The following is an 18,680-nucleotide window of genomic DNA, read 5'->3' on the forward strand; positions in this document are numbered from 1 at the left end:
GAAAAAGAAAGACCGCCGAGGCCTGCGCCGGGCGGTCGATTCGAGACCTCATCGCTCAGATTCTGAAGCTCTCGCCACAGCCGCAGCGGTCCCGTTCGTTGGGGTTGTTGAACTTGAAGCCCTCGTTGAGGCCTTCGCGCACGAAGTCGAGTTGCGTGCCGTCGATGTAAGGCATGCTTTTCGGGTCGACCAGCACCTTCACGCCGTTGTCCTCGAACACCACGTCCTCGGGGGCGATCTCGTCGGCGTACTCCAGCTTGTAGGCCAGGCCCGAACAGCCGGTGGTCTTGACGCCCAGGCGCACGCCCACGCCCTTGCCGCGTTTGGCGATGTAGCGCGTGACGTGGCGCGCCGCGGCTTCGGAAATCGTGACGGCCATGGGATCAGTTCGCGTGCTTCTTGCGGTAGTCGTCCACGGCCGCCTTGATGGCGTCCTCGGCCAGGATGGAGCAGTGGATCTTCACCGGCGGCAGCGCAAGCTCCTCGGCGATCTGGCTGTTCTTGAGCGCGGCGGCTTCGTCGAGCGTCTTGCCCTTGACCCATTCGGTCACCAACGAGCTCGAGGCGATGGCCGAGCCGCAGCCGTAGGTCTTGAAGCGCGCGTCCTCGATCACGCCGGTGGCCGGGTTCACCTTGATCTGCAGCTTCATCACGTCGCCACAGGCCGGCGCACCCACCATGCCAGTGCCAACCGTCTCGTCGCCCTTGTCGAAGGAACCGACGTTGCGGGGGTTTTCGTAGTGGTCAACGACTTTTTCGGAATAGGCCATGTTGTTCTCCTTCGGATCAGTGGGCCGCCCACTGGATGGTCGACAGGTCGACGCCATCCTTGAACATTTCCCACAAGGGTGACAGTTCACGCAGCTTGGCGACGTTCTCCTTGATCGTCGCGATCGCGTAGTCGATCTCTTCTTCGGTCGTCCAGCGGCCGATGGTCATGCGCAGGCTGCTGTGCGCGAGTTCGTCGCTGCGGCCTAGGGCGCGCAGCACGTAGCTGGGCTCCAGGCTGGCCGAGGTGCAGGCCGAGCCCGAGGACACCGCGAGGCCCTTGATGCCCATGATCAGCGACTCGCCCTCGACGTAGTTGAAGCTCATGTTGAGGTTGTGCGGGATGCGGCGCGCCTCGTTGCCGTTGATGAACACCTCCTCGATGTCCTTCAGGCCATTGACCAGGCGGTCGTGCAGGGCCTGGATGCGCTTGTTCTCTTCGTGCATCTCGGCCTTGGCGATGCGGTAGGCCTCGCCCATGCCCACGATCTGGTGCGTGGCCAGCGTGCCCGAACGCATGCCGCGCTCGTGGCCGCCGCCGTGCATCTGCGCCTCGATGCGCACACGTGGCTTGCGGCGAACGTACAGCGCGCCGATGCCCTTGGGGCCGTAGGTCTTGTGCGCGGTCAGGCTCATCAGGTCCACGGGCAGGCTCTGAAGGTCGATATCGACGCGGCCCGTGGCCTGCGCGCCATCGACGTGGAAGATCACGCCCTTCTCGCGGCAGATGGCACCCAGGGCCGCGATGTCCTGGATGACGCCGATCTCGTTGTTCACGAACATGACCGAGGCCAGGATGGTGTCCGGGCGGATCGCCGCCTTGAAAGCCTCCAGGTCGACCAGGCCGTCGGCCTGCACGTCAAGGTAGGTGACCTCGAAGCCCTGGCGCTCCAACTCGCGCATGGTGTCCAGCACGGCCTTGTGCTCGGTTTTCACCGTGATGAGGTGCTTGCCCTTGCCCTTGTAGAAGTTCGCCGCGCCCTTGAGCGCGAGGTTGTTCGATTCCGTCGCGCCGCTGGTCCAGACGATCTCGCGCGGGTCGGCGCCGATCAGCGCGGCCACCTGCTCGCGCGCGGTCTCCACCGCCTTCTCCGCCTCCCAGCCCCACGCGTGGCTGCGCGACGCGGGGTTGCCGAAGTGCTCGCGCAACCAGGGAATCATGGCGTCCACCACGCGCGGATCGACCGGGCTGGTGGCGCTGTAGTCCATGTAGATGGGAAAGTGCGGGGTGCTCATGGGCTTGTTCTGTCTGGCGTTGGACAAGGGCTGGCGAGGCCGGCGGCCAACACGCCGCCAGCCCCGCGGGCCGGATTCACTTCGAGAGCGCGGCGCCTCCGAGGGCGAACACGGAGTTCGGCGCGTTCACGCGGATGGGCTTGACCACCGGCGTGCTGGAAATGGCGCGCTTGATCATGGGCGCGTTCTCCACCACCACGCCCTTGGCGAGCTGCTCGTCCACCAGCGACTGCAGCGTCACCGAATCCAGGAAATCGACCATGCGGGCATTGAGCTGGGCCCAGAGCTCGTGCGTCATGCAGCGCTGGCCTTCGCCCAGGCAGTTCTCCTTGCCGCCGCATTGGGTAGCGTCGATCGGCTCGTCCACCGAGACGATGATGTCGGCCACCGTGATCTCGCCCGCCTTGCGGCCCAGTGTGTAGCCACCACCCGGCCCGCGGGTGGACTCCACCAGCTGGTGCCGGCGCAGCTTGCCGAACAGCTGCTCGAGATAGGACAAGGAAATCTGCTGCCGCTGGCTGATAGCCGCCAGCGTGACCGGACCGTTGTTCTGGCGCAGGGCCAGATCGATCATGGCTGTGACCGCGAAGCGGCCCTTCGTCGTGAGGCGCATTGCAAGCTCCTATTGTGTTGCTTGACCTTCGTGGCAAGGCCCGCCGGGCATCCGCCGTGGCGAACCCCTCCTCCACCCGCCCCGACCCTTGAGGGTCTGTTGCTGTCGCGGGGTTTCCCGACTAATTTTGTCGAATTATAGCCCAAAAGCTGAGCGATTTGCTCGGCATTGTACCGGCATGGGGTTTGTGCCAGTGGACAGGCGCCCGGGCACACCCCCCGGATTCTGGGAGTCGGCTTGCCACGAAAACGTTCAGGCCGCGCTGTCGTGCCCGGTGGACCCGAACACCCGGGCCTTGAGCTGGGCGAGTTGGTCGCGCACCTGGGCGGCCTTCTCGAACTCCAGGTTGCGGGCGTGCTCCAGCATGAGCTTTTCCAGCCGCTTGATTTCCCGGGCCACGTCCTTCTCGCTCATTTCCTCGAGCTCGGCGCGGGCGGCGCTTTCGGCGGCCAGGCGGTCGGCCTCCTTGCCCGCCTTCTCGCTGTAGACGCCGTCGATCAGGTCCTTGATGCGCTTGTTCACGCTGCGCGGCTCGATGCCGTGCGCCGCGTTGTGCGCGATCTGCTTGGCGCGGCGGCGCTCGGTTTCGCCGATGGCCGCCTTCATGGAGTCGGTGATCTGGTCGGCGTAGAGGATGGCCTTGCCGTTGAGGTTGCGCGCAGCGCGGCCGATGGTCTGGATCAGGCTGCGCTCGGAGCGCAGGAAGCCCTCCTTGTCCGCGTCCAGGATGGCGACCAGCGAGACCTCCGGAATGTCCAGGCCCTCGCGCAGCAGGTTGATGCCCACCAGCACGTCGAAGGCGCCCAGGCGCAGGTCGCGGAGGATCTCCACGCGCTCGACCGTGTCGATGTCGCTGTGCAGGTAGCGCACCTTCACGCCGTTCTCGGTCAGGTAGTCGGTGAGCTGCTCGGCCATGCGCTTGGTGAGCGTGGTGATGAGCACACGCTCCTGGCGCTGCACGCGCAGGCGGATCTCCTGCAGCACATCGTCCACCTGGTGCATGGCGGGGCGCACCTCCAGCTCCGGGTCGACCAGGCCGGTGGGCCGCACCAGCTGCTCGACCACCTTGCTGGCGTGGGTTTTTTCGTAGTCGGCCGGCGTGGCCGAGACGAACACCACCTGGCGCATGCGCTGCTCGAACTCCTCGAACTTCAGCGGCCGGTTGTCCAGCGCGCTGGGCAGGCGAAAGCCGTACTCCACCAGCGTGGTCTTGCGCGCGCGGTCGCCGTTGTACATGCCGCCGAGCTGGCCGATCAGCACATGGCTTTCGTCCAGGAACATCACCGCATCGCGCGGCAGGTAGTCGGTCAGGGTAGACGGCGGATCGCCCGGGCGCGCCTGCGACAGGTGGCGCGTGTAGTTCTCGATGCCCTTGCAGTGGCCCACCTCGCTCAGCATTTCCAGGTCGAACCGGGTGCGCTGCTCCAGGCGCTGCGCCTCCACCAGCTTGCCCATGCCCACCAGTTCCTTCAGGCGCTGGTCGAGTTCGAGCTTGATGGTTTCCACCGCCTGCAGCACCTGCTCGCGCGGGGTCACGTAGTGGCTGCTGGGGAAGACGGTGAAGCGCGGGATCTTCTGGCGCACCTTGCCGGTGAGTGGATCGAACAGCTGCAGGCTTTCGATCTCGTCGTCGAACAACTCGATGCGGATCGCCATCTCGGAGTGTTCGGCCGGGAAGACGTCGATGGTGTCGCCGCGCACGCGGAACTTGCCGCGGCCGAAGTCGGTTTCGTTGCGCGTGTACTGCATGCGGACCAGCTGGGCAATGGCGTCGCGCTGGCCAATCTTGTCGCCCACGCGCAGGGTCATCACCATCTGGTGGTAGCTCTCGGGCTTGCCGATGCCGTAGATGGCGGAGACCGTGGCCACGATGAGCACGTCGCGCCGCTCCAGGATGCTTTTGGTGCAGCTCAGGCGCATCTGCTCGATGTGCTCGTTGATCGCGCTGTCCTTCTCGATGAACAGGTCGCGCTGCGGCACATAGGCCTCGGGCTGGTAGTAGTCGTAATAGCTGACGAAGTACTCGACCGCGTTCTTCGGGAAGAACTCGCGGAACTCGCTGTAGAGCTGGGCGGCCAGGGTCTTGTTGGGCGCGAACACGATGGCCGGGCGGCCAACGCGCGCGATCACGTTGGCCATGGTGAAGGTCTTGCCCGAGCCGGTCACGCCCAGCAGGGTCTGGAAAACCTCGCCGTCGTTGATGCCTTCGACGAGCTGGTCGATCGCCTCGGGCTGGTCCCCGGCCGGCGGGTAGGGCAGGAACAGCTCGAAAGGGGAGTTGGGGAAGCGCACGAACTCGCCCGGGGTGGGGGCCTCGCTCGCCACTTCCTGCAGCAGGGGGGTGGTCATCGGGAAATTGTGCCGGAACGCGATGGCCCTGGCGGCTATGCTGGCGCCCCATGACCGCGCGCGAAACCCGACCCACGCCCGACAAGGACGCCATCGACGCCCTACCCCCCTTCCCGCCGCTGGACCTCGCGCGCATCGCGCTGGTGCGCAGCGCCGACGGCGCCCGCGACGCCGCCGCCGCGCTGGCCGCTCACCCGGTCTGGGGCTTCGACACAGAATCCAAGCCCACCTTCTTCAAGGACCAGGTGTCTGACGGCCCGCACGTGGTGCAACTGGCCATCGCCGAGCGCGCCTGGGTGTTCCAGCTGGCCGACCCGGGCTGCCGCGCGGCGGTGGCGGCCCTGCTGGCCCACCCGGCGCACGCCAAGGCGGGCTTCGGCCTGCGCGACGACAACCTGCGGGTGCGCGCCAAGCTGGGCATCGAACCCGCGGGCGTGATCGAACTCAACGCCCTCTTCCGCGCCCAGGGTTACCGCAAGGACATGGGCGTGCGCGCCGCCGTGGCGGTGCTGTTCGGCCAGCGCTTCGCCAAGAGCAAGAAGGCCGCCACCAGCAACTGGGCCGCCGCCAGCCTGAGCGAAGCGCAGCTGCTCTACGCGGCCAACGACGCCTGGGCGGCGTTCCGGGTGGCTCAGGCCTTGGGGGTGGAGGCGGGCTGAGTCACGTTGGCCAGCCAGTCCTTGAGCACGGCGTGGAACTCGGCCGGCTTCTGTTTCATGATCCAGTGCCCCGTGTCCAGCGACTTGGCCGCGCAGCCGGTGGTGCGGTTGAGGTGGCGCACCCAGCGGCTGGAATGGAACATGAAGGGCTTGCGCCGGCCATAGACGAACAGGCCCGGCAGCTGCTCGTCGATCAGCCGCTCGGCCTGGCCCGCGCCGCGCAGACCGCCGAAGGCATTGAACCAGCGCATGGCGTAGGGGTAGTTCATCTCCCAGCCGATCAGGGCTGGGTCGTTGCGGCAGCCGATCCGGCGCGCCATCCAGCGCGTCATGCGGTTGGCCAGGCCGGGCGCACGCGGGCCCAGTGACCAGGCGGTGGCCAACCAGAGCTGGTAGCCCGCGATCATGAGCTTCTCGCGCCAGCCCAGGGATTCGAAGTAGTCGCGCGAGCCCACGTCGCCGATGTCCAGCGCCACGATGCGCGCCACGCGCTCTGAGTGGCGCTTGGCGTAGGTGTAGCCGAAGGCGCAGCCCCAGTCGTGCAGCAGCAGGGTCACGCGCTGGTCGGGGCTCACGGCGTCCACGATGCGCGCGATGAGCGCGACGATGTCGCTCTGGCTCATGGGCCGGGGGCCGCGCGCCAGGTCGAAGCCCGGCAGATGGAAGCGCACGCAGCGCCAGTCGGGCACCAGGGCGGCCACGGTGCCATCCCACAGCGCGGGCGTGTCGGGCCAGCCATGCACCATCACCACCGTCTGGGGCCCCACGCCATCGATGAAGACGTCGACGTCGTCGATCACCAGTTCGGGCACGGGGCCCGGTTGTGTCTCGGGACCGTCGTCGGACCCGGCGACCCGGGCAGCGGTGGTGGTGGTGTTCATGTCACAAGGCTTTGCCCAACCGTTGAATGCCTTCCTCGATCTTGTCCAGCGGCGCGGTGGCGAAGCTCAGGCGCAGCGTGGCGTGCACCGGGTCGGTGGCGAAGAACGGGGCGCCTGGCACGAAGGCCACGCCCTGCTCGATGGCCTTCTTCGCGAAGACCGCGCCGTCGGCCACCTTGCCGCCCGCGCCGGTGAGCCAGGCCCACACGAACAAACCGCCCTGGGGCGCGACGAAGTCGATCGCGTCGCCCAGTTCGCGCCGCAGCGCGGCCGTCATGGTGGCGGCACGCTCGGCGTAGACGCGACGCACGCGCGACAGCGTGGCGGGCATGCGACCGGCCTTGAGGTACTGGGCCGCCGTGGCCTGGGCGAAGGTGCTGGTGTGGGCGTCGCTGAACTGCTTGCACATGGTGGCCTTGGCCAGCAATTCGGCCGGCCCCACCATCCAGCCCACGCGCAGGCCGGGGCTGAGCACCTTGCTCAGCGAACCGCAGTGCACCAGGACGTCGCGCGCGCCGGGCACCTCGTCGGCCAGGGCCAGCAGGCTGGGCGGCGGCGCTTCGCCGAAGTACAGGTCGCCGTAGGGGTCGTCTTCCACGATCAGGGTGCCGTGCTTGACCGCCATCCGCAGCACGGCCTTGCGGCGCTCCAGGCTCATCATGGCGCCGCTGGGGTTGCCGAAGGTGGGGATGAGGTAGACGAACTTGGGCTTGTGCTCGGCGATGAGTTGCTCCAGCCGATCGGTCTGGGCGCCCTGCCCGTCCACGGGTACGGTGACCAGGTCGGCGCCGTACAGGCGGAAGCACTGGATGGTGGCCAGGAAGGTGGGGCCTTCGACGATCACCTTGTCGCCGGGCGACACGAGCGTCTTGCCCAGCAGGTCCAGCGCCTGCTGGCTGCCGGTGGTGACGATCAGGTCGCTGGCGGCGAGCCCGCGCACGCCCTTGCTGGCCATGAAGGCGGCCAGCTGCTCGCGCAGGGGCTGGTGGCCCTCGGTGGCGCCGTACTGCAGGGTGGCGCCGGGCTCTTCGCTCAACGCGGCGTTCACGGCCTCGCGGATGCCGTCGACGTCGAACAGGGCGCTGTCGGGAAACCCGCCCGCGAAACTGATGATGCCGGGCTTGCCGAGCAGCTTGAACAGCTCGCGGATGGCGGAGGTTTCGACGTTGTTCAGGCGATCGGCGAAGGGAATGGTGTGGCTCATGCGGACGGGGGGTGGGGTCGGATCGGAATGGCGCATTGTCACCAAAACCGCGCGCCGCGCATCGGCCCCGGGCAAACCCTCGGAGGGATGGATAGACTGCGCGCCCATGAAGCGCGAGCTGATCGAACCCTTCTTCGCCACCCTGAAGGCGAGCAACCCCAGCCCCCAGTCGGAGTTGGAATACACCACCGTCTTCGAGCTGCTGGCCGCCGTGCTGCTGTCGGCCCAAGCCACCGACGTGAGCGTCAACAAGGCCACGCGCCAGCTGTTCCCCGTGGCCAATACGCCGCAGGCCATCTTGGCCCTGGGGCTGCAGGGGCTGGAGGGCTACATCAAGACCATCGGCCTGTTCCGCAGCAAGGCCCGACACCTCATGGAGACCTGCCGCATCCTGGTGGAGCGCCACGGCGGCGCGGTGCCACGCACGCGCGAGGCGCTGGAGGCCCTGCCCGGCGTCGGCCGCAAGACGGCCAACGTGGTGCTCAACGTGGCCTTCGGCGAGCCCACCATGGCGGTGGACACGCACATCTTTCGCGTCAGCAACCGCACCGGCCTGGCGCCGGGCAAGACCCCGCTGGCCGTGGAACTGGCGCTGATGAAGCGCGTGCCGCCCGAGTACGCGGTGGACTCGCACCACTGGCTCATCCTGCACGGGCGCTACGTGTGCCTGGCTCGCAAGCCGCAGTGCCACCGCTGCGCGGTGGCGGCGTACTGCGACTTCACGCCCAAGACGGCGGGTTGACGCTGGCGTCAAGCCAGCGCCCGCCAGCAGGGCTCAGCCCTTGGCCGCCGCCTTCGCCTCGGCGATCCAGCCGTCGAAGGTCTTCTGGTTGGCCTTGATCCAGGCGTCGACGTGGCGCTCGATGTCGGCCGGCTTGTTCTCGCCGTCGCGCATGCGCAGGTTCTGGGCATTGATGTCGCCCACCGACAGCTTCATCACCTCGAACAGCTTGCCCGCGGCCGGGTTCTTCTCCACGAAGGCGCGGTTGGCCACGATGCGCTGCGTGTTGATGACGAAGCCGTAGTTCTGGCCATTGGGCAGCTTGGTGTCCAGCTTGGCCTGCTCGCCGGGCAGCGAGGAGAACGGCACCTGCAGCCACACCACGTCCTGGCCCGGGCGCAGCACGCCGCTCACCCAGTAGGGCGTCCAGGTGTAGTACAGGATGGGCTTGCCCTGCTTGTAGCGGGTGATGGTGTCGGCGATCAGCGCCGAGTAGCTGCCCTGCACGTGGCGCACGGTGTCGCGCAGTTTGTAGGCCGTGAGCTGGTGTTCGATGACGGCCTCGCAACCCCAGCCGGGGTTGCAGCCGGTCAGGTCGGCCTTGCCATCGCCATCGGCGTCGAAGAGCTTGGCGATCTCGGGCTTCTGCAGCTGCGCGACGTTGGTGATCTTGTGGGCGTCGGCCGTCTTCTTGTCGATCAGGTAGCCCTGGGCCGCGCCGGGCGAGTAGGCGCCGGTGCGCGAGAGCTTGGCGTCGCCGCCGGCGTTCTTGTAGAAGTCGGCGTGCAGCGGGTCCCAGTGGCTGGCCAGGTAGGTGGCGTCGCCGTTGGCCAGGGCCACGTGGGCGGTGGCGTACTCCACCTCGCTGATCGGCTGCACCTCATAGCCCAGCTTCTGCAGCGCGCGACCCACCAGCAGGGTCTGGAAGGTTTCTTCAGCGATGGAGCTCTTCACCGGCTTGACCACGACGCCCTTGCCGGGCAGGTCCTGGGCGATGGCGGTGGCCGCCGTGGCGGCCACCAGGCCGGCGGCGAAGAGCTTGCGCCACAGCGTGAATCGGTGGAATGGAACGTTCATGCGGTTTCTCCTTGGGTGAGGTCGTTGGAGGAAGAAAGTGAAGGGTGACGGCGGCTTCGCGCCAGCCGCAGCACCAGGCCCACAGGCCCGGTCTGCCACCAGTGGCGCGCGCCGCGGCGCGGCTGGCCCATGGCCTGGGTGATGCGGTCCAGCGTGATGGCCAGCAGCACGATGCCCAGGCCGCCGACCGTGGCCAGGCCCATGTCCAGGCGGCCGATGCCGCGCAGCACCATCTGGCCCAGGCCGCCCACCGCGATCATGGAAGCGATCACCACCATGGACAGCGACAGCATCAGCGCCTGGTTGACGCCCGCCATGATCGAGGGCATGGCCAGGGGCAGCTGCACCTTGGTCAGCATCTGCCAGGGCGAAGCGCCGTAGGCCTGGGCGGCTTCGATCAGGTCGGGCCGCACCTGGCGGATGCCCAGCGTGGTCAGGCGCACCAGCGGCGGCAGCGCGAACACGATGGTGACGATCACGCCGGGCACGTTGCCGATGCCGAACAGCATCACCACCGGCACCAGGTAGACGAAGGCCGGCGTGGTCTGCATCGCGTCGAGCACGGGCCGCACGACACGCTGGGCGCGGTCGTTGGCCGCCAGGAGCACCCCCAGCGGCAGGCCGATCAGCACACAGAAGGCCAGCGAGGTCAGCACCAGCGAGAGCGTGACCATGGCCTCGGGCCAGATGCCCAGCGTCGACACCAGCAGCAGCGAGACCACCGCGCCGATGGCCACGCCGCGACCCGCGCACTGCCAGGCGATCAGGCCCAGCAGGGCCACCATCACCGGCACCGGCACGGCCAGCAAGGCGGCTTCCACGCCGCCCAGCGTGGCGTCGATGGGGCCGCGCACGGCCTGGAAGAAGGGCCGGAAATGGTCCACGGCCCAGCCCAGGCCGCTGTTGATCCAGTCCTGCACGGGCAGGCTGCCGTCCCAGAGCTGGCTGAGGTGAAAGCCGTCCGCGCCGGGCGCGGCGGCGGCATCGGCCGGCGCGGCGTTCAACCAGTCGCCACCCGAGGCTTGCGTGCTGGTGGACCAGGCGTCGCCGGCCGGCGCCGCGACCGACCCCTGGGGCTCAGCCGCGGGCGCGGCGGAGGCCCAGGGGTCGGTCGCGGCGGCGTCGGCCTGCGCGAGCGGGATGTCGTTCGGGGAAATGGGGGTCGTGTCCTGCATCGCTGCTCCTTTCTCACTCGCCGCCGCGGTCCATGAACCGCAGCAGCGTGGTCTTGCTGATGGCGCCGACGTACCGGCCGTTCGCGCCCACCACCGGCAGCGGCCAGGGTGCTTGCGCCACCTGGCCGAACAGTTCATTGACGGGGTGCCCGGCCTCCAGCGCCTGCACGCCGGGCAGGAAGGCGTGCTGCAGGCCCAGCGGGCCCTCGTGCCCCTTGAGCGCGGCGCGCAGCGACTCCACGGACACCATGCCCTGGAAGCGCTCCTGCGTGCACACCACGAAGGCGTACTCCCGGTCCTGCTGCTCCAGCATGGACAAGGCCGCACGCGCGCCGCGCGTGGGGCTTTCGGCCACCACCACCTGGCTGCGGCGCGCGATGTCGCCGGCCTTGAACACGGCCGCCGCGTCCACGCCGCGCACGAAGTTGCGCACGTAGTCGTCGGCCGGTTCGCGCAGGATCTCCTCGGGCGTGCCCACCTGCACCACCTGGCCATCTTTCATGATGGCGATGCGGTCGCCGATGCGCATGGCCTCGTCCAGGTCGTGCGAGATGAAGACGATGGTGCGGCGCTTGACCTCCTGCAGACGCAGCAGCTCGCTCTGCATGTCGGTGCGGATGATCGGGTCCAGCGCCGAGAAGGCTTCGTCCATCAGCAGGATGGACGGGTCGCTGGCCAGCGCGCGCGCCAGGCCCACGCGCTGCTGCATGCCGCCAGACAGCTCGTCGGGGTAGCTGTCGCCCCAGCCGGCGAGGCCCACCTGCGAGAGGGCCTCGTCGGCCTGGGCCAGGCGCGTGGCCTTGTCCACGCCCGCCAGCTCCAGCCCGAAAGCGGTGTTGTCGCGCACCGTCATGTGCGGCATCAGCGCGAAGGACTGGAACACCATGCTGATGTCCTTGCGGCGCAGGGCACGCAGCTCGCGGTCGCTGTGCTCGAAGATGTTGCGGCCGTCGATCACGACCCGGCCGGCGCTGGGCTCGATGAGCCGGTTGAGCAGGCGCACCAGCGTGGACTTGCCGGAGCCCGACAGGCCCATGATCACGAAGATCTCGCCGGCCTGGATGGTGAAGTGCGCGTCGAAGACGCCGATGGACTGGCCCGTCTCGGCCAGGATCTCCTGCTTGCTGCGGCCCTCTCGCACCAGGGCGAGCGCGGCCTGCGGCTCGTCGCCGAAGACCTTGAACACGTGGTCGATCTGAATGTCTTTTGCCATTGCGGCGGGCCTCCTTGTGGGTGGGCTTTGGGCAATGGCCGCCTGGGGACAAACGCGCAGGCGGCCGCGGACCGCAGCCACGCAGCAGGCACTGAAGACGACGAAGCACGACGCATGCAGCGCCTGTGCACGCCAAGGGGAGCCGTTCAGCGGGCCTGGTCGAGGGGCGTGAACGAGGTGGCGCGACGCGGCGGCAGTTGGCTGGAATCCAGCCGGTGCCGGGCAAGGCCCGGCGGGGTATCACCAGCGCCGCGACGGGATTCAGGTCGATCCGCGAGTAGCGCCCGGTGCGTCAACATGTCTTGTTGACTGTTAGGGAAGCGAGGATTGTAACTTTTTGATCTATGCGAGTCAAGCCAGGCCATTGGCATCGGCTGGCAACGGCCGGCATCGGAAAACAAAAAGCCCGCCGGAGCGGGCTTTTGCCGGGAACCGCAGCGATCAGCCGCTGTGCGGGCGCTTGCCGGGGTTCTTCTTGCTGCGCGTGGCCACGCCGCGCTCCAGGCTGCGGCGCTGGCCACGGCCGGGGGTGGGCAGCACGACGCCATTGGCAGCGACGGGACGGGGGGTGGCCTTGCGGTCGGCCTCGGTGACGATCTTGTTGCCCATGGCACTTTCCTTAGAGCGGCGGGTGACGAAAAACCGGTATTGGACCACAGGACGCGGACGCGTTCGCGCACCACCCCCGTCCACGTATGCTGCCCGCATGCTTCGCCTGCTCGCCACCGTCTCCTGGCCCGAGTTCCGCCACCACCCCTGGCGCACGGCCATCGCCGTGCTCGCCGTGGCGCTGGGCGTGGCGCTGGCGCTGGCGGTGCAGCTCATCAACGCCTCGGCACTGGCCGAGTTCCGCGACGCCGTGAGCGCCGTCAACGGCCAGCCCGACATCGAGCTGCGCGCCCGCCAGGGCCTGCTGGACGACGCCCTGTTCGAGCGCGTGGCCGCGCACCCGGGCGTGGCGGCGGCCAGCCCGGTGCTGGAGCTGCCCGCCTCGCTGGCCACGGCCCGCGGCGAGCGCCTGCCGGCGCGCCTGATCGGCGTGGACGCTCTCAGCGTGGGCCGCGTGGCGCCCGCGCTGATGCCGCTGACGGGTGGGGACGGCGGCCGCCGCCTGGACCTGTTCGCGCCCGACGCCGTGTTCCTGAACGCGAGCGCGCGCCAGGCCGTCGGCGGCGCCGCCACCGTCGGGCTGCGGCTGGGCGCGGCCGATCACGCCTTGCGCGTCGCCGGCCAGGTGAACGCGCCCGGCGCGCCGGTGCTGGTGATGGACATTGCGGCCGCGCAGGCCATGGCCGGGCGGATCGGCGCGCTCAGCCGCGTCGACCTGCGGCTGGTCCCCGGCGCACCGGCCGAGCGCGTGCTGGACGAGCTGCAACTGCCCCCGGGCACCCTGGCCCAGCGCCCCGAACAGGCGGGCGAGCGCATCAGCAACCTGTCGCGCGCCTACCGCGTCAACCTCACGGTGCTGGCGCTGGTGGCCCTGTTCACGGGGGCCTTCCTGGTGTTCTCGGTGCTGTCCCTGTCGGTCGCTCGGCGGCAGGGGCCGCTGGCGCTGCTGGGCGTGCTGGGCCTGTCGGCGCGCGAGCGGCTGCGCCTGGTGCTGGCCGAATCGGCCCTGCTGGGCCTGCTGGGCGGCGCCATCGGCGTGGCCCTGGGCAGCGCCGTGGCGGCGCTCGCGCTGCGCCAGCTCGGCGGCGACCTGGGCGGCGGCTACTTCACCGGCGTGTCGCCCGCCCTGCGCTGGAGCCCGTGGGCCGCGCTGCTGTACGGCGCGCTGGGCGTGGCGGCGGCCGTGGCCGGCGGCTGGTGGCCGGCGCGCGCGGCGCAGGCCCTGGCGCCGGCGCAGGCGCTCAAGGGCCTGGGCACGGACGCGCCCACGGCGCGGCGGCACACACTGGCCCTGGGGCTGCTGCTGCTCGCCGGCCTGGCCGCGCTGGCGCCGCCCGTGGCCGGCCTGCCGCTGGGGGCCTATGTGTCGGTGGGCCTGCTGCTGGTCGGCGGTATCGCGGCGCTGCCGCTGGGCGTGTCGGCCCTGCTGGACCGCCTCGCGCCGCACACCACGCGCCACCTGTTGCCGCTGCTGGCGGTGGAGCGCGCGCGCCGCCTGCGCGAGACCGCCGCCGTGGCCACCAGCGGCGTGGTGGCCAGCCTGGCCCTGTCGGTGGCGCTCACGGTCATGGTGGCGAGCTTTCGCGACTCGGTAACGCACTGGCTGGACACCGTGCTGCCCGCCCCGCTCTACCTGCGCGGCAGCGGCGGCGCCGGGGACAGCCAGCACCTGCCGCCGGCCTTCGTGGACGCGGTGTCGGCCGTGCCCGGGGTGGCGCGCGCCGACCCGCTGCGCGCCCTGCCCCTGCAGTTCGACCCCGCGCGCCCGCCGGTGACGCTGGTGGTGCGCCCGCTGCGCGGCGATCCTTTGCCGCTGCCCCTGGTGGGCGAGACCGCCGCCGTGGCCGCGCCCGACGTGCCCGTCTATGCGAGCGAGGCCATGGCCGACCTGTATGGCGCACGCCTGGGCCAACCCCTGCCCGCGCTGGCCCAGGCCCTGGCCGCGCCCGAGGCCCGGCGCGCCCGCTACGTGGTGGCCGGCGTCTGGCGCGACTACGCGCGCCAGCACGGCAGCGTGGCCATCGACGCCGACACCTTCGCGCGCCTGAGCGGCGAGCGCCTCGTGAGCGACCTGGCGCTGCACCTGGCGCCCGGCGCCGACCCGCAGGCGGTGCGCGACGCCATCGACGCACTCGCGCAAGCGCAGGGCCTGCAGGACAGCATCGAGTTCGCCTCGGCGGAGCAGATCCGCGCCGCCTCGCTGCGCATCTTCGACCGCAGCTTCGCCGTCACCGTCTGGCTGCAAGCCGTGGCCATCGGCATCGGCCTGTTCGGCGTGGCCGCGAGCTTCAGCGCGCAGGTGCTGGTGCGGCGCAAGGAGTTCGGCTTGCTCGCGCACCTGGGCCTCACGCGGCGCCAGATCCTGGGCGTGGTGGCGGCCGAGGGCCTGGCCTGGACGGCCCTGGGCGCGCTGGCCGGCACGGCCCTGGGCCTGCTGGTCAGCCTGGTGCTGGTGCACGTGGTCAATCCACAGAGCTTCCACTGGACCATGGACCTGGTGCTGCCCTGGGCGCGGCTGGGTGCGCTGGCGCTGGCGGTGGTGCTGGCCGGCACGCTCACGGCCTGGCTGGCCGGGCGCGCGGCGGCCAGCCGCGACGCGGTGCAGGCCGTCAGGCAGGACTGGTGAACGCCATGCACCCCCTCTCCCGCCGCCACTGGCTGCTCGGCAGCGCCGCCGCCCTGGCCTGGCCGCTGGCGCCGGCGCGCGACATCGCCCGCCCCGGCGACACCCTGCGCCCGCGCGAACTGGTGTTCCCGCGCGACCACGGCAGCCACCCCGACACGCGCACCGAGTGGTGGTACCTCACCGGCCACGCGCGCGACGGCGGCGGCCGCGACTTCGGCTTCCAGATCACTTTCTTCCGCAGCCGCGTGGACGAGGCGCGCGACCTGCCCGGCCGCCTGGCCGCGCGCCAGCTGCTGTTCGCGCACGCCGCCATCACCGACGTCGCGGGCCGGCGCCTGCACCACGACCAGCGCATCGCGCGCTGGAACGGCGAACGGCCCGCCAGCACCGAACGCGCCGTGTTCGCCAGCGAAACCGACACCGAGGTGGTGCTGCGCGACTGGTTCATCCGCCGCCGCGCCGACGGCGGCTACGCCACGCGCGCCGTGGGCGACACGCTGCTGATCGACATCGAGGCCCGCGCGCCGCAGGCCTGGCTGCTGCAGGGCGACCGGGGCTTCTCGCGCAAGGGGCCGGACGCCGCGCAGTCCAGCTTCTACGTCTCGCAGCCGCAACTCCAGGTCAGCGGCACCCTGGGCCTGGCCGGCCAGCGCTTCCAGGTGAGCGGCAGTGCCTGGCTGGACCACGAGTGGAGCGAGGCCCTGCTGCACCCCGAGGCCGTGGGCTGGGACTGGATCGGCATGAACCTGTTCGACGGCCACGCCCTCACCGCTTTCCGGCTGCGCCGCGCCGACGGCTCGGCCCTGTGGGCGGGCGGCTCCTTCCGCGCCGCGGCCGACGCGCGCGAGCCGAACGCCATCCACCGCTTCGCCCCGGGCGAGGTGGAATTCAAGCCCCAACGCTGGTGGACCAGCCCGCTCACGCGCACGCGCTACCCCGTGGAATGGCTGGTGCGCACGCCGGCCGACTTCTACACCGTGCGCGCGCTGGTCGACGCGCAGGAACTCGACAGCCGCGCCAGCACCGGCGCGATCTACTGGGAAGGCCTGTCGGAGCTGATCGACAGCAACGGCCGCCTGGTGGGGCGGGGCTACCTGGAAATGACCGGGTACGCCCAGCGGCTGGTGCTCTGAGGCGGCGCGCGCGCCGCGCTCAAGCGGGCATCAGGACGGCTTCTTGTCCTCGGCGCCCACGGCGTCGCGCACGCACTTGTTGGTGAAGCTGGTCTTGGCCGCGCCGGAAAGCTTCTTCTCGCCCGCGGCCGTGGTGCAGGCCGCCGTGGCGTCCTTCTTGCATTTGGTCATGAAGGAGTTCTTGGCGGCGCCGGCCAGCTTCTTCTCCATCGCCTTCGCCTGGCAGGTGGCCTCGTCGGCCCAGGAACCGGTGGCGGTGAACGCCAGGGCGGCGGCGAGGATCAGGGTGCGGGTGAGCATGGGGAACTCCTGGGGGTGTCGGAGCGGCGATTGTTATCACGCGATTCGATGGCGTGCAATGGGATGGCGGGGAGAGGACAAGAAGCAACGGCGGCTGCGAGCATGGCGCCGAAACGCCGATGCCGACGTGTTGGCACGCCCGCTCGGCGGCTGTTGTTCGGGGCGTCCCCTTCACTGGCGCCTGGACCGGTGCGGCGAGCCGGGCCGGCGCTGGATCGGCGCATGGCGGGCGCCGCCGCTCGGCGCACGCGTCTTGGCCTAAGCTAAGCACCCCCCTCGGCACCGACCTCCGGGTCCCCTCCCCCATGGCCACCGCCTCCGACCGCCCCTCGGGCAAGAGCCCGCGTTCGCTCACCGGGCTGCTGCCCTTCATGCGTCCCTACCGCCTGCAAATGGGGCTGGCCCTGCTCTTCCTGGTGCTGGCGGCGGCGGCCACGCTGGCGTTTCCGGTGGCGCTGCGCCTGCTGATCGACGACGGCCTGGTGCCGGCGGGGCGTGGTGATCAGGTGCTGGCGCTGCGCGAGCATTTCGCGGCGCTGTTCGGGGTGGCGGTGGCGCTGGGCCTGTTCTCGGCGGTGCGCTTCTACCTGGTCAGCTGGATCGGCGAGCGCATCACGGCCGACCTGCGCAACGCGGTATACCGCCACGTGCTGCGCCAGAGCCCTCAGTTCTTCGAGACCACGCAGACCGGCGAGGTGCTGTCGCGACTGACGGCCGACACCACGCTGGTGCAGACCGTCGTGGGCTCCTCGTTGTCCATGGGCCTGCGCAACGCGGTGATGGGCCTGGGCGCGCTGGTGATGCTGGTGTGGTCGCACCCCTATGTGATGGTGTTGGTGCTGGCCACGGTGCTGCTGGTGGTGCTGCCGGCCATGTGGTTCGGGCGCCGGGTGCGCCGGCTCTCGCGCGCCAGCCAGGACCGCATCGCCGATTCGAGCTCCATCGCGGCCGAGGTGCTGAACGCGATTCCCACGGTGCAGAGCTACGCGGCCGAGGGGCGCGAATCCCAACGCTTCGAGCAATCCACCCAGCACGCGTTCGAGACCGCCGTGCGCCGCACCAAGGCGCGCGCCGCGCTGGTGGCCTTTGTCATCATCGCCAACGCGGCGCTCATTCTCTGGGGCATGTTCCAGGGCACGCAGGCGGTGCTGAACGGCCAGTTGTCGCCGGGGCAACTGGGCCAGGCGGTGTTCTACGTGGTGATCTTCGCGGGCGCGGTGGCCGTGCTGGGCGAGGTGTACGGCGACCTGCTGCGCGCCGCGGGCGCGAGCGAGCGCCTGGTGGAGCTGCTGGCCAGCGAGTCGCCGGTGCGGTCGCCCGCGAACGCCGTGGACGCGCCGCTGCCGGCGGGCGGCAGCGCGCTGGCGTTCGAGCAGGTCCGCTTCAATTACCCTTCGCGCCCGGCGCAGGCGGCGCTGGACGGGTTTTCGCTGGCGGTGGCGCCGGGGCAGACGGTCGCCATCGTGGGCCCCAGCGGCGCCGGCAAGACCACCGTGTTCTCGCTGCTGCTGCGCTTCTACGACCCCCAGCAGGGCCGCATCGTGCTCGACGGCACGCCGATCAACGCCCTGCGGCTGCAGGACCTGCGCGAGCGCATCGGCATCGTGCCGCAGGACCCGGTGATCTTCTCCAGCAGCGCGATGGAGAACATCCGCTACGGCCAGCCGGGCGCCAGCGACGAAGCGGTGAAGGCCGCCGCGCGCGCCGCCTTCGCCGACGAGTTCATCGCCCAACTGCCCGAGGGCTACGCCACCTTCCTGGGCGAGCGCGGTGTGCGCCTGTCGGGCGGCCAGCGCCAGCGCATCGCCATCGCGCGCGCCATGCTGAAGAACCCGCCGCTGCTGCTGCTGGACGAGGCCACCAGCGCGCTGGACGCGCAGAGCGAGCGCGTGGTGCAGGCGGCACTGGAGGCCGCCATGCGCAACCGCACCACCCTGGTCATCGCCCACCGGCTGGCCACGGTGCAGCGCGCCGACCGCATCGTGGTGATGGACCACGGGCGCCTCGTGGAGCAAGGCACGCACGCCGAGCTGGTGGCGCGCGGCGGGGTGTACGCGGGCCTGGCGGCTCTGCAGTTCAACGCCTGATTCCGCCGGCGCGGCGTGCCCGCGCCCAG

At 70.3% G+C, this 18,680-nt stretch carries 17 protein-coding genes; 5 read left to right on the forward strand and 12 right to left on the reverse strand.

Translation table 11 applies throughout. The features are described 5' to 3' along the window. Positions 1–55: 55 nt before the first annotated feature. The 5 genes from iscA to uvrB form a co-directional block, all read right to left on the reverse strand. Complete coding sequence (gene iscA / locus JNX00_RS14985; protein ID WP_070397668.1) at positions 56–379, reverse strand: iron-sulfur cluster assembly protein IscA; 324 nt, start codon at positions 377–379, stop codon at positions 56–58. A gap of 4 nt (positions 380–383) precedes the next feature. Beyond that, positions 384–770, reverse strand: a complete 387-nt coding sequence (gene iscU / locus JNX00_RS14990) for a Fe-S cluster assembly scaffold IscU (RefSeq protein WP_070397667.1) — start codon at positions 768–770, stop codon at positions 384–386. Between the two features lie 16 nt (positions 771–786). Beyond that, on the reverse strand, positions 787–2,004 hold the full coding sequence (locus JNX00_RS14995; RefSeq protein ID WP_070397666.1) for an IscS subfamily cysteine desulfurase: 1,218 nt from the start codon (positions 2,002–2,004) through the stop codon (positions 787–789). Positions 2,005–2,080: 76 nt separating this feature from the next. Beyond that, positions 2,081–2,617, reverse strand: coding sequence for a Fe-S cluster assembly transcriptional regulator IscR (gene iscR / locus JNX00_RS15000; protein WP_070397665.1), 537 nt, complete (start codon positions 2,615–2,617; stop codon positions 2,081–2,083). 252 nt (positions 2,618–2,869) lie between these two features. Beyond that, positions 2,870–4,966, reverse strand: coding sequence for an excinuclease ABC subunit UvrB (gene uvrB / locus JNX00_RS15005; RefSeq protein ID WP_239478152.1), 2,097 nt, complete (start codon positions 4,964–4,966; stop codon positions 2,870–2,872). 50 nt (positions 4,967–5,016) lie between these two features. Between uvrB and JNX00_RS15010 the strand changes: the two genes are divergently transcribed. Continuing rightward, complete coding sequence (locus JNX00_RS15010) at positions 5,017–5,625, forward strand: 3'-5' exonuclease (protein ID WP_070397663.1); 609 nt, start codon at positions 5,017–5,019, stop codon at positions 5,623–5,625. Here the strand turns inward: JNX00_RS15010 and JNX00_RS15015 are convergent. Both JNX00_RS15015 and JNX00_RS15020 read right to left on the reverse strand, forming a co-directional pair. Further along, entirely contained in the window at positions 5,598–6,506 is a 909-nt protein-coding gene (locus JNX00_RS15015) for an alpha/beta hydrolase (RefSeq protein WP_204742762.1), read from the reverse strand. The genes JNX00_RS15010 and JNX00_RS15015 overlap by 28 nt on opposite strands. A gap of 1 nt (position 6,507) precedes the next feature. Beyond that, positions 6,508–7,698: a PLP-dependent aminotransferase family protein gene (locus JNX00_RS15020; RefSeq protein WP_070397780.1), complete on the reverse strand. Its 1,191-nt coding sequence runs from the start codon at positions 7,696–7,698 to the stop codon at positions 6,508–6,510. A 118-nt stretch (positions 7,699–7,816) separates the two neighbouring features. On the opposite strand from JNX00_RS15020, the gene nth reads away from it, so the two are divergent. Next, a complete protein-coding gene (nth, locus tag JNX00_RS15025; RefSeq protein WP_204742763.1) occupies positions 7,817–8,452 on the forward strand; it encodes an endonuclease III in 636 nt (211 codons plus the stop codon). A gap of 33 nt (positions 8,453–8,485) precedes the next feature. Here nth and proX read toward each other — a convergent pair whose 3' ends face one another. The 4 genes from proX to JNX00_RS15045 all read right to left on the reverse strand — a co-directional run bounded on the left by proX (position 8,486) and on the right by JNX00_RS15045 (position 12,505). Further along, positions 8,486–9,508: a glycine betaine/L-proline ABC transporter substrate-binding protein ProX gene (proX, locus tag JNX00_RS15030; protein WP_070397661.1), complete on the reverse strand. Its 1,023-nt coding sequence runs from the start codon at positions 9,506–9,508 to the stop codon at positions 8,486–8,488. Next, complete coding sequence (gene proW, locus JNX00_RS15035) at positions 9,505–10,683, reverse strand: glycine betaine/L-proline ABC transporter permease ProW (RefSeq protein WP_204742764.1); 1,179 nt, start codon at positions 10,681–10,683, stop codon at positions 9,505–9,507. Before proW ends, proX begins: the two co-directional genes overlap by 4 nt. A 13-nt stretch (positions 10,684–10,696) precedes the next feature. Continuing rightward, complete coding sequence (proV, locus tag JNX00_RS15040) at positions 10,697–11,896, reverse strand: glycine betaine/L-proline ABC transporter ATP-binding protein ProV (protein ID WP_204742765.1); 1,200 nt, start codon at positions 11,894–11,896, stop codon at positions 10,697–10,699. Between the two features lie 441 nt (positions 11,897–12,337). Further along, entirely contained in the window at positions 12,338–12,505 is a 168-nt protein-coding gene (locus JNX00_RS15045) for a hypothetical protein (RefSeq protein ID WP_009515307.1), read from the reverse strand. Positions 12,506–12,602: 97 nt separating this feature from the next. On the opposite strand from JNX00_RS15045, the gene JNX00_RS15050 reads away from it, so the two are divergent. Continuing rightward, positions 12,603–15,131, forward strand: a complete 2,529-nt coding sequence (locus JNX00_RS15050; RefSeq protein WP_204742766.1) for an ABC transporter permease — start codon at positions 12,603–12,605, stop codon at positions 15,129–15,131. A gap of 5 nt (positions 15,132–15,136) precedes the next feature. After that, positions 15,137–16,264 (forward strand): carotenoid 1,2-hydratase, encoded by a 1,128-nt coding sequence (locus JNX00_RS15055; RefSeq protein WP_204742767.1) that lies wholly within the window; start codon positions 15,137–15,139, stop codon positions 16,262–16,264. Positions 16,265–16,294: 30 nt separating this feature from the next. Here JNX00_RS15055 and JNX00_RS15060 read toward each other — a convergent pair whose 3' ends face one another. Then, a complete protein-coding gene (locus tag JNX00_RS15060) occupies positions 16,295–16,564 on the reverse strand; it encodes a hypothetical protein (protein WP_204742768.1) in 270 nt (89 codons plus the stop codon). A 305-nt stretch (positions 16,565–16,869) separates the two neighbouring features. On the opposite strand from JNX00_RS15060, the gene JNX00_RS15065 reads away from it, so the two are divergent. Further along, positions 16,870–18,651, forward strand: coding sequence for an ABC transporter transmembrane domain-containing protein (locus JNX00_RS15065; protein ID WP_204742769.1), 1,782 nt, complete (start codon positions 16,870–16,872; stop codon positions 18,649–18,651). Positions 18,652–18,680 lie beyond the last annotated feature (29 nt).

This window comes from Hydrogenophaga sp. YM1, assembly GCF_016903055.1.
Lineage (GTDB): Bacteria > Pseudomonadota > Gammaproteobacteria > Burkholderiales > Burkholderiaceae_C > Hydrogenophaga > Hydrogenophaga borbori.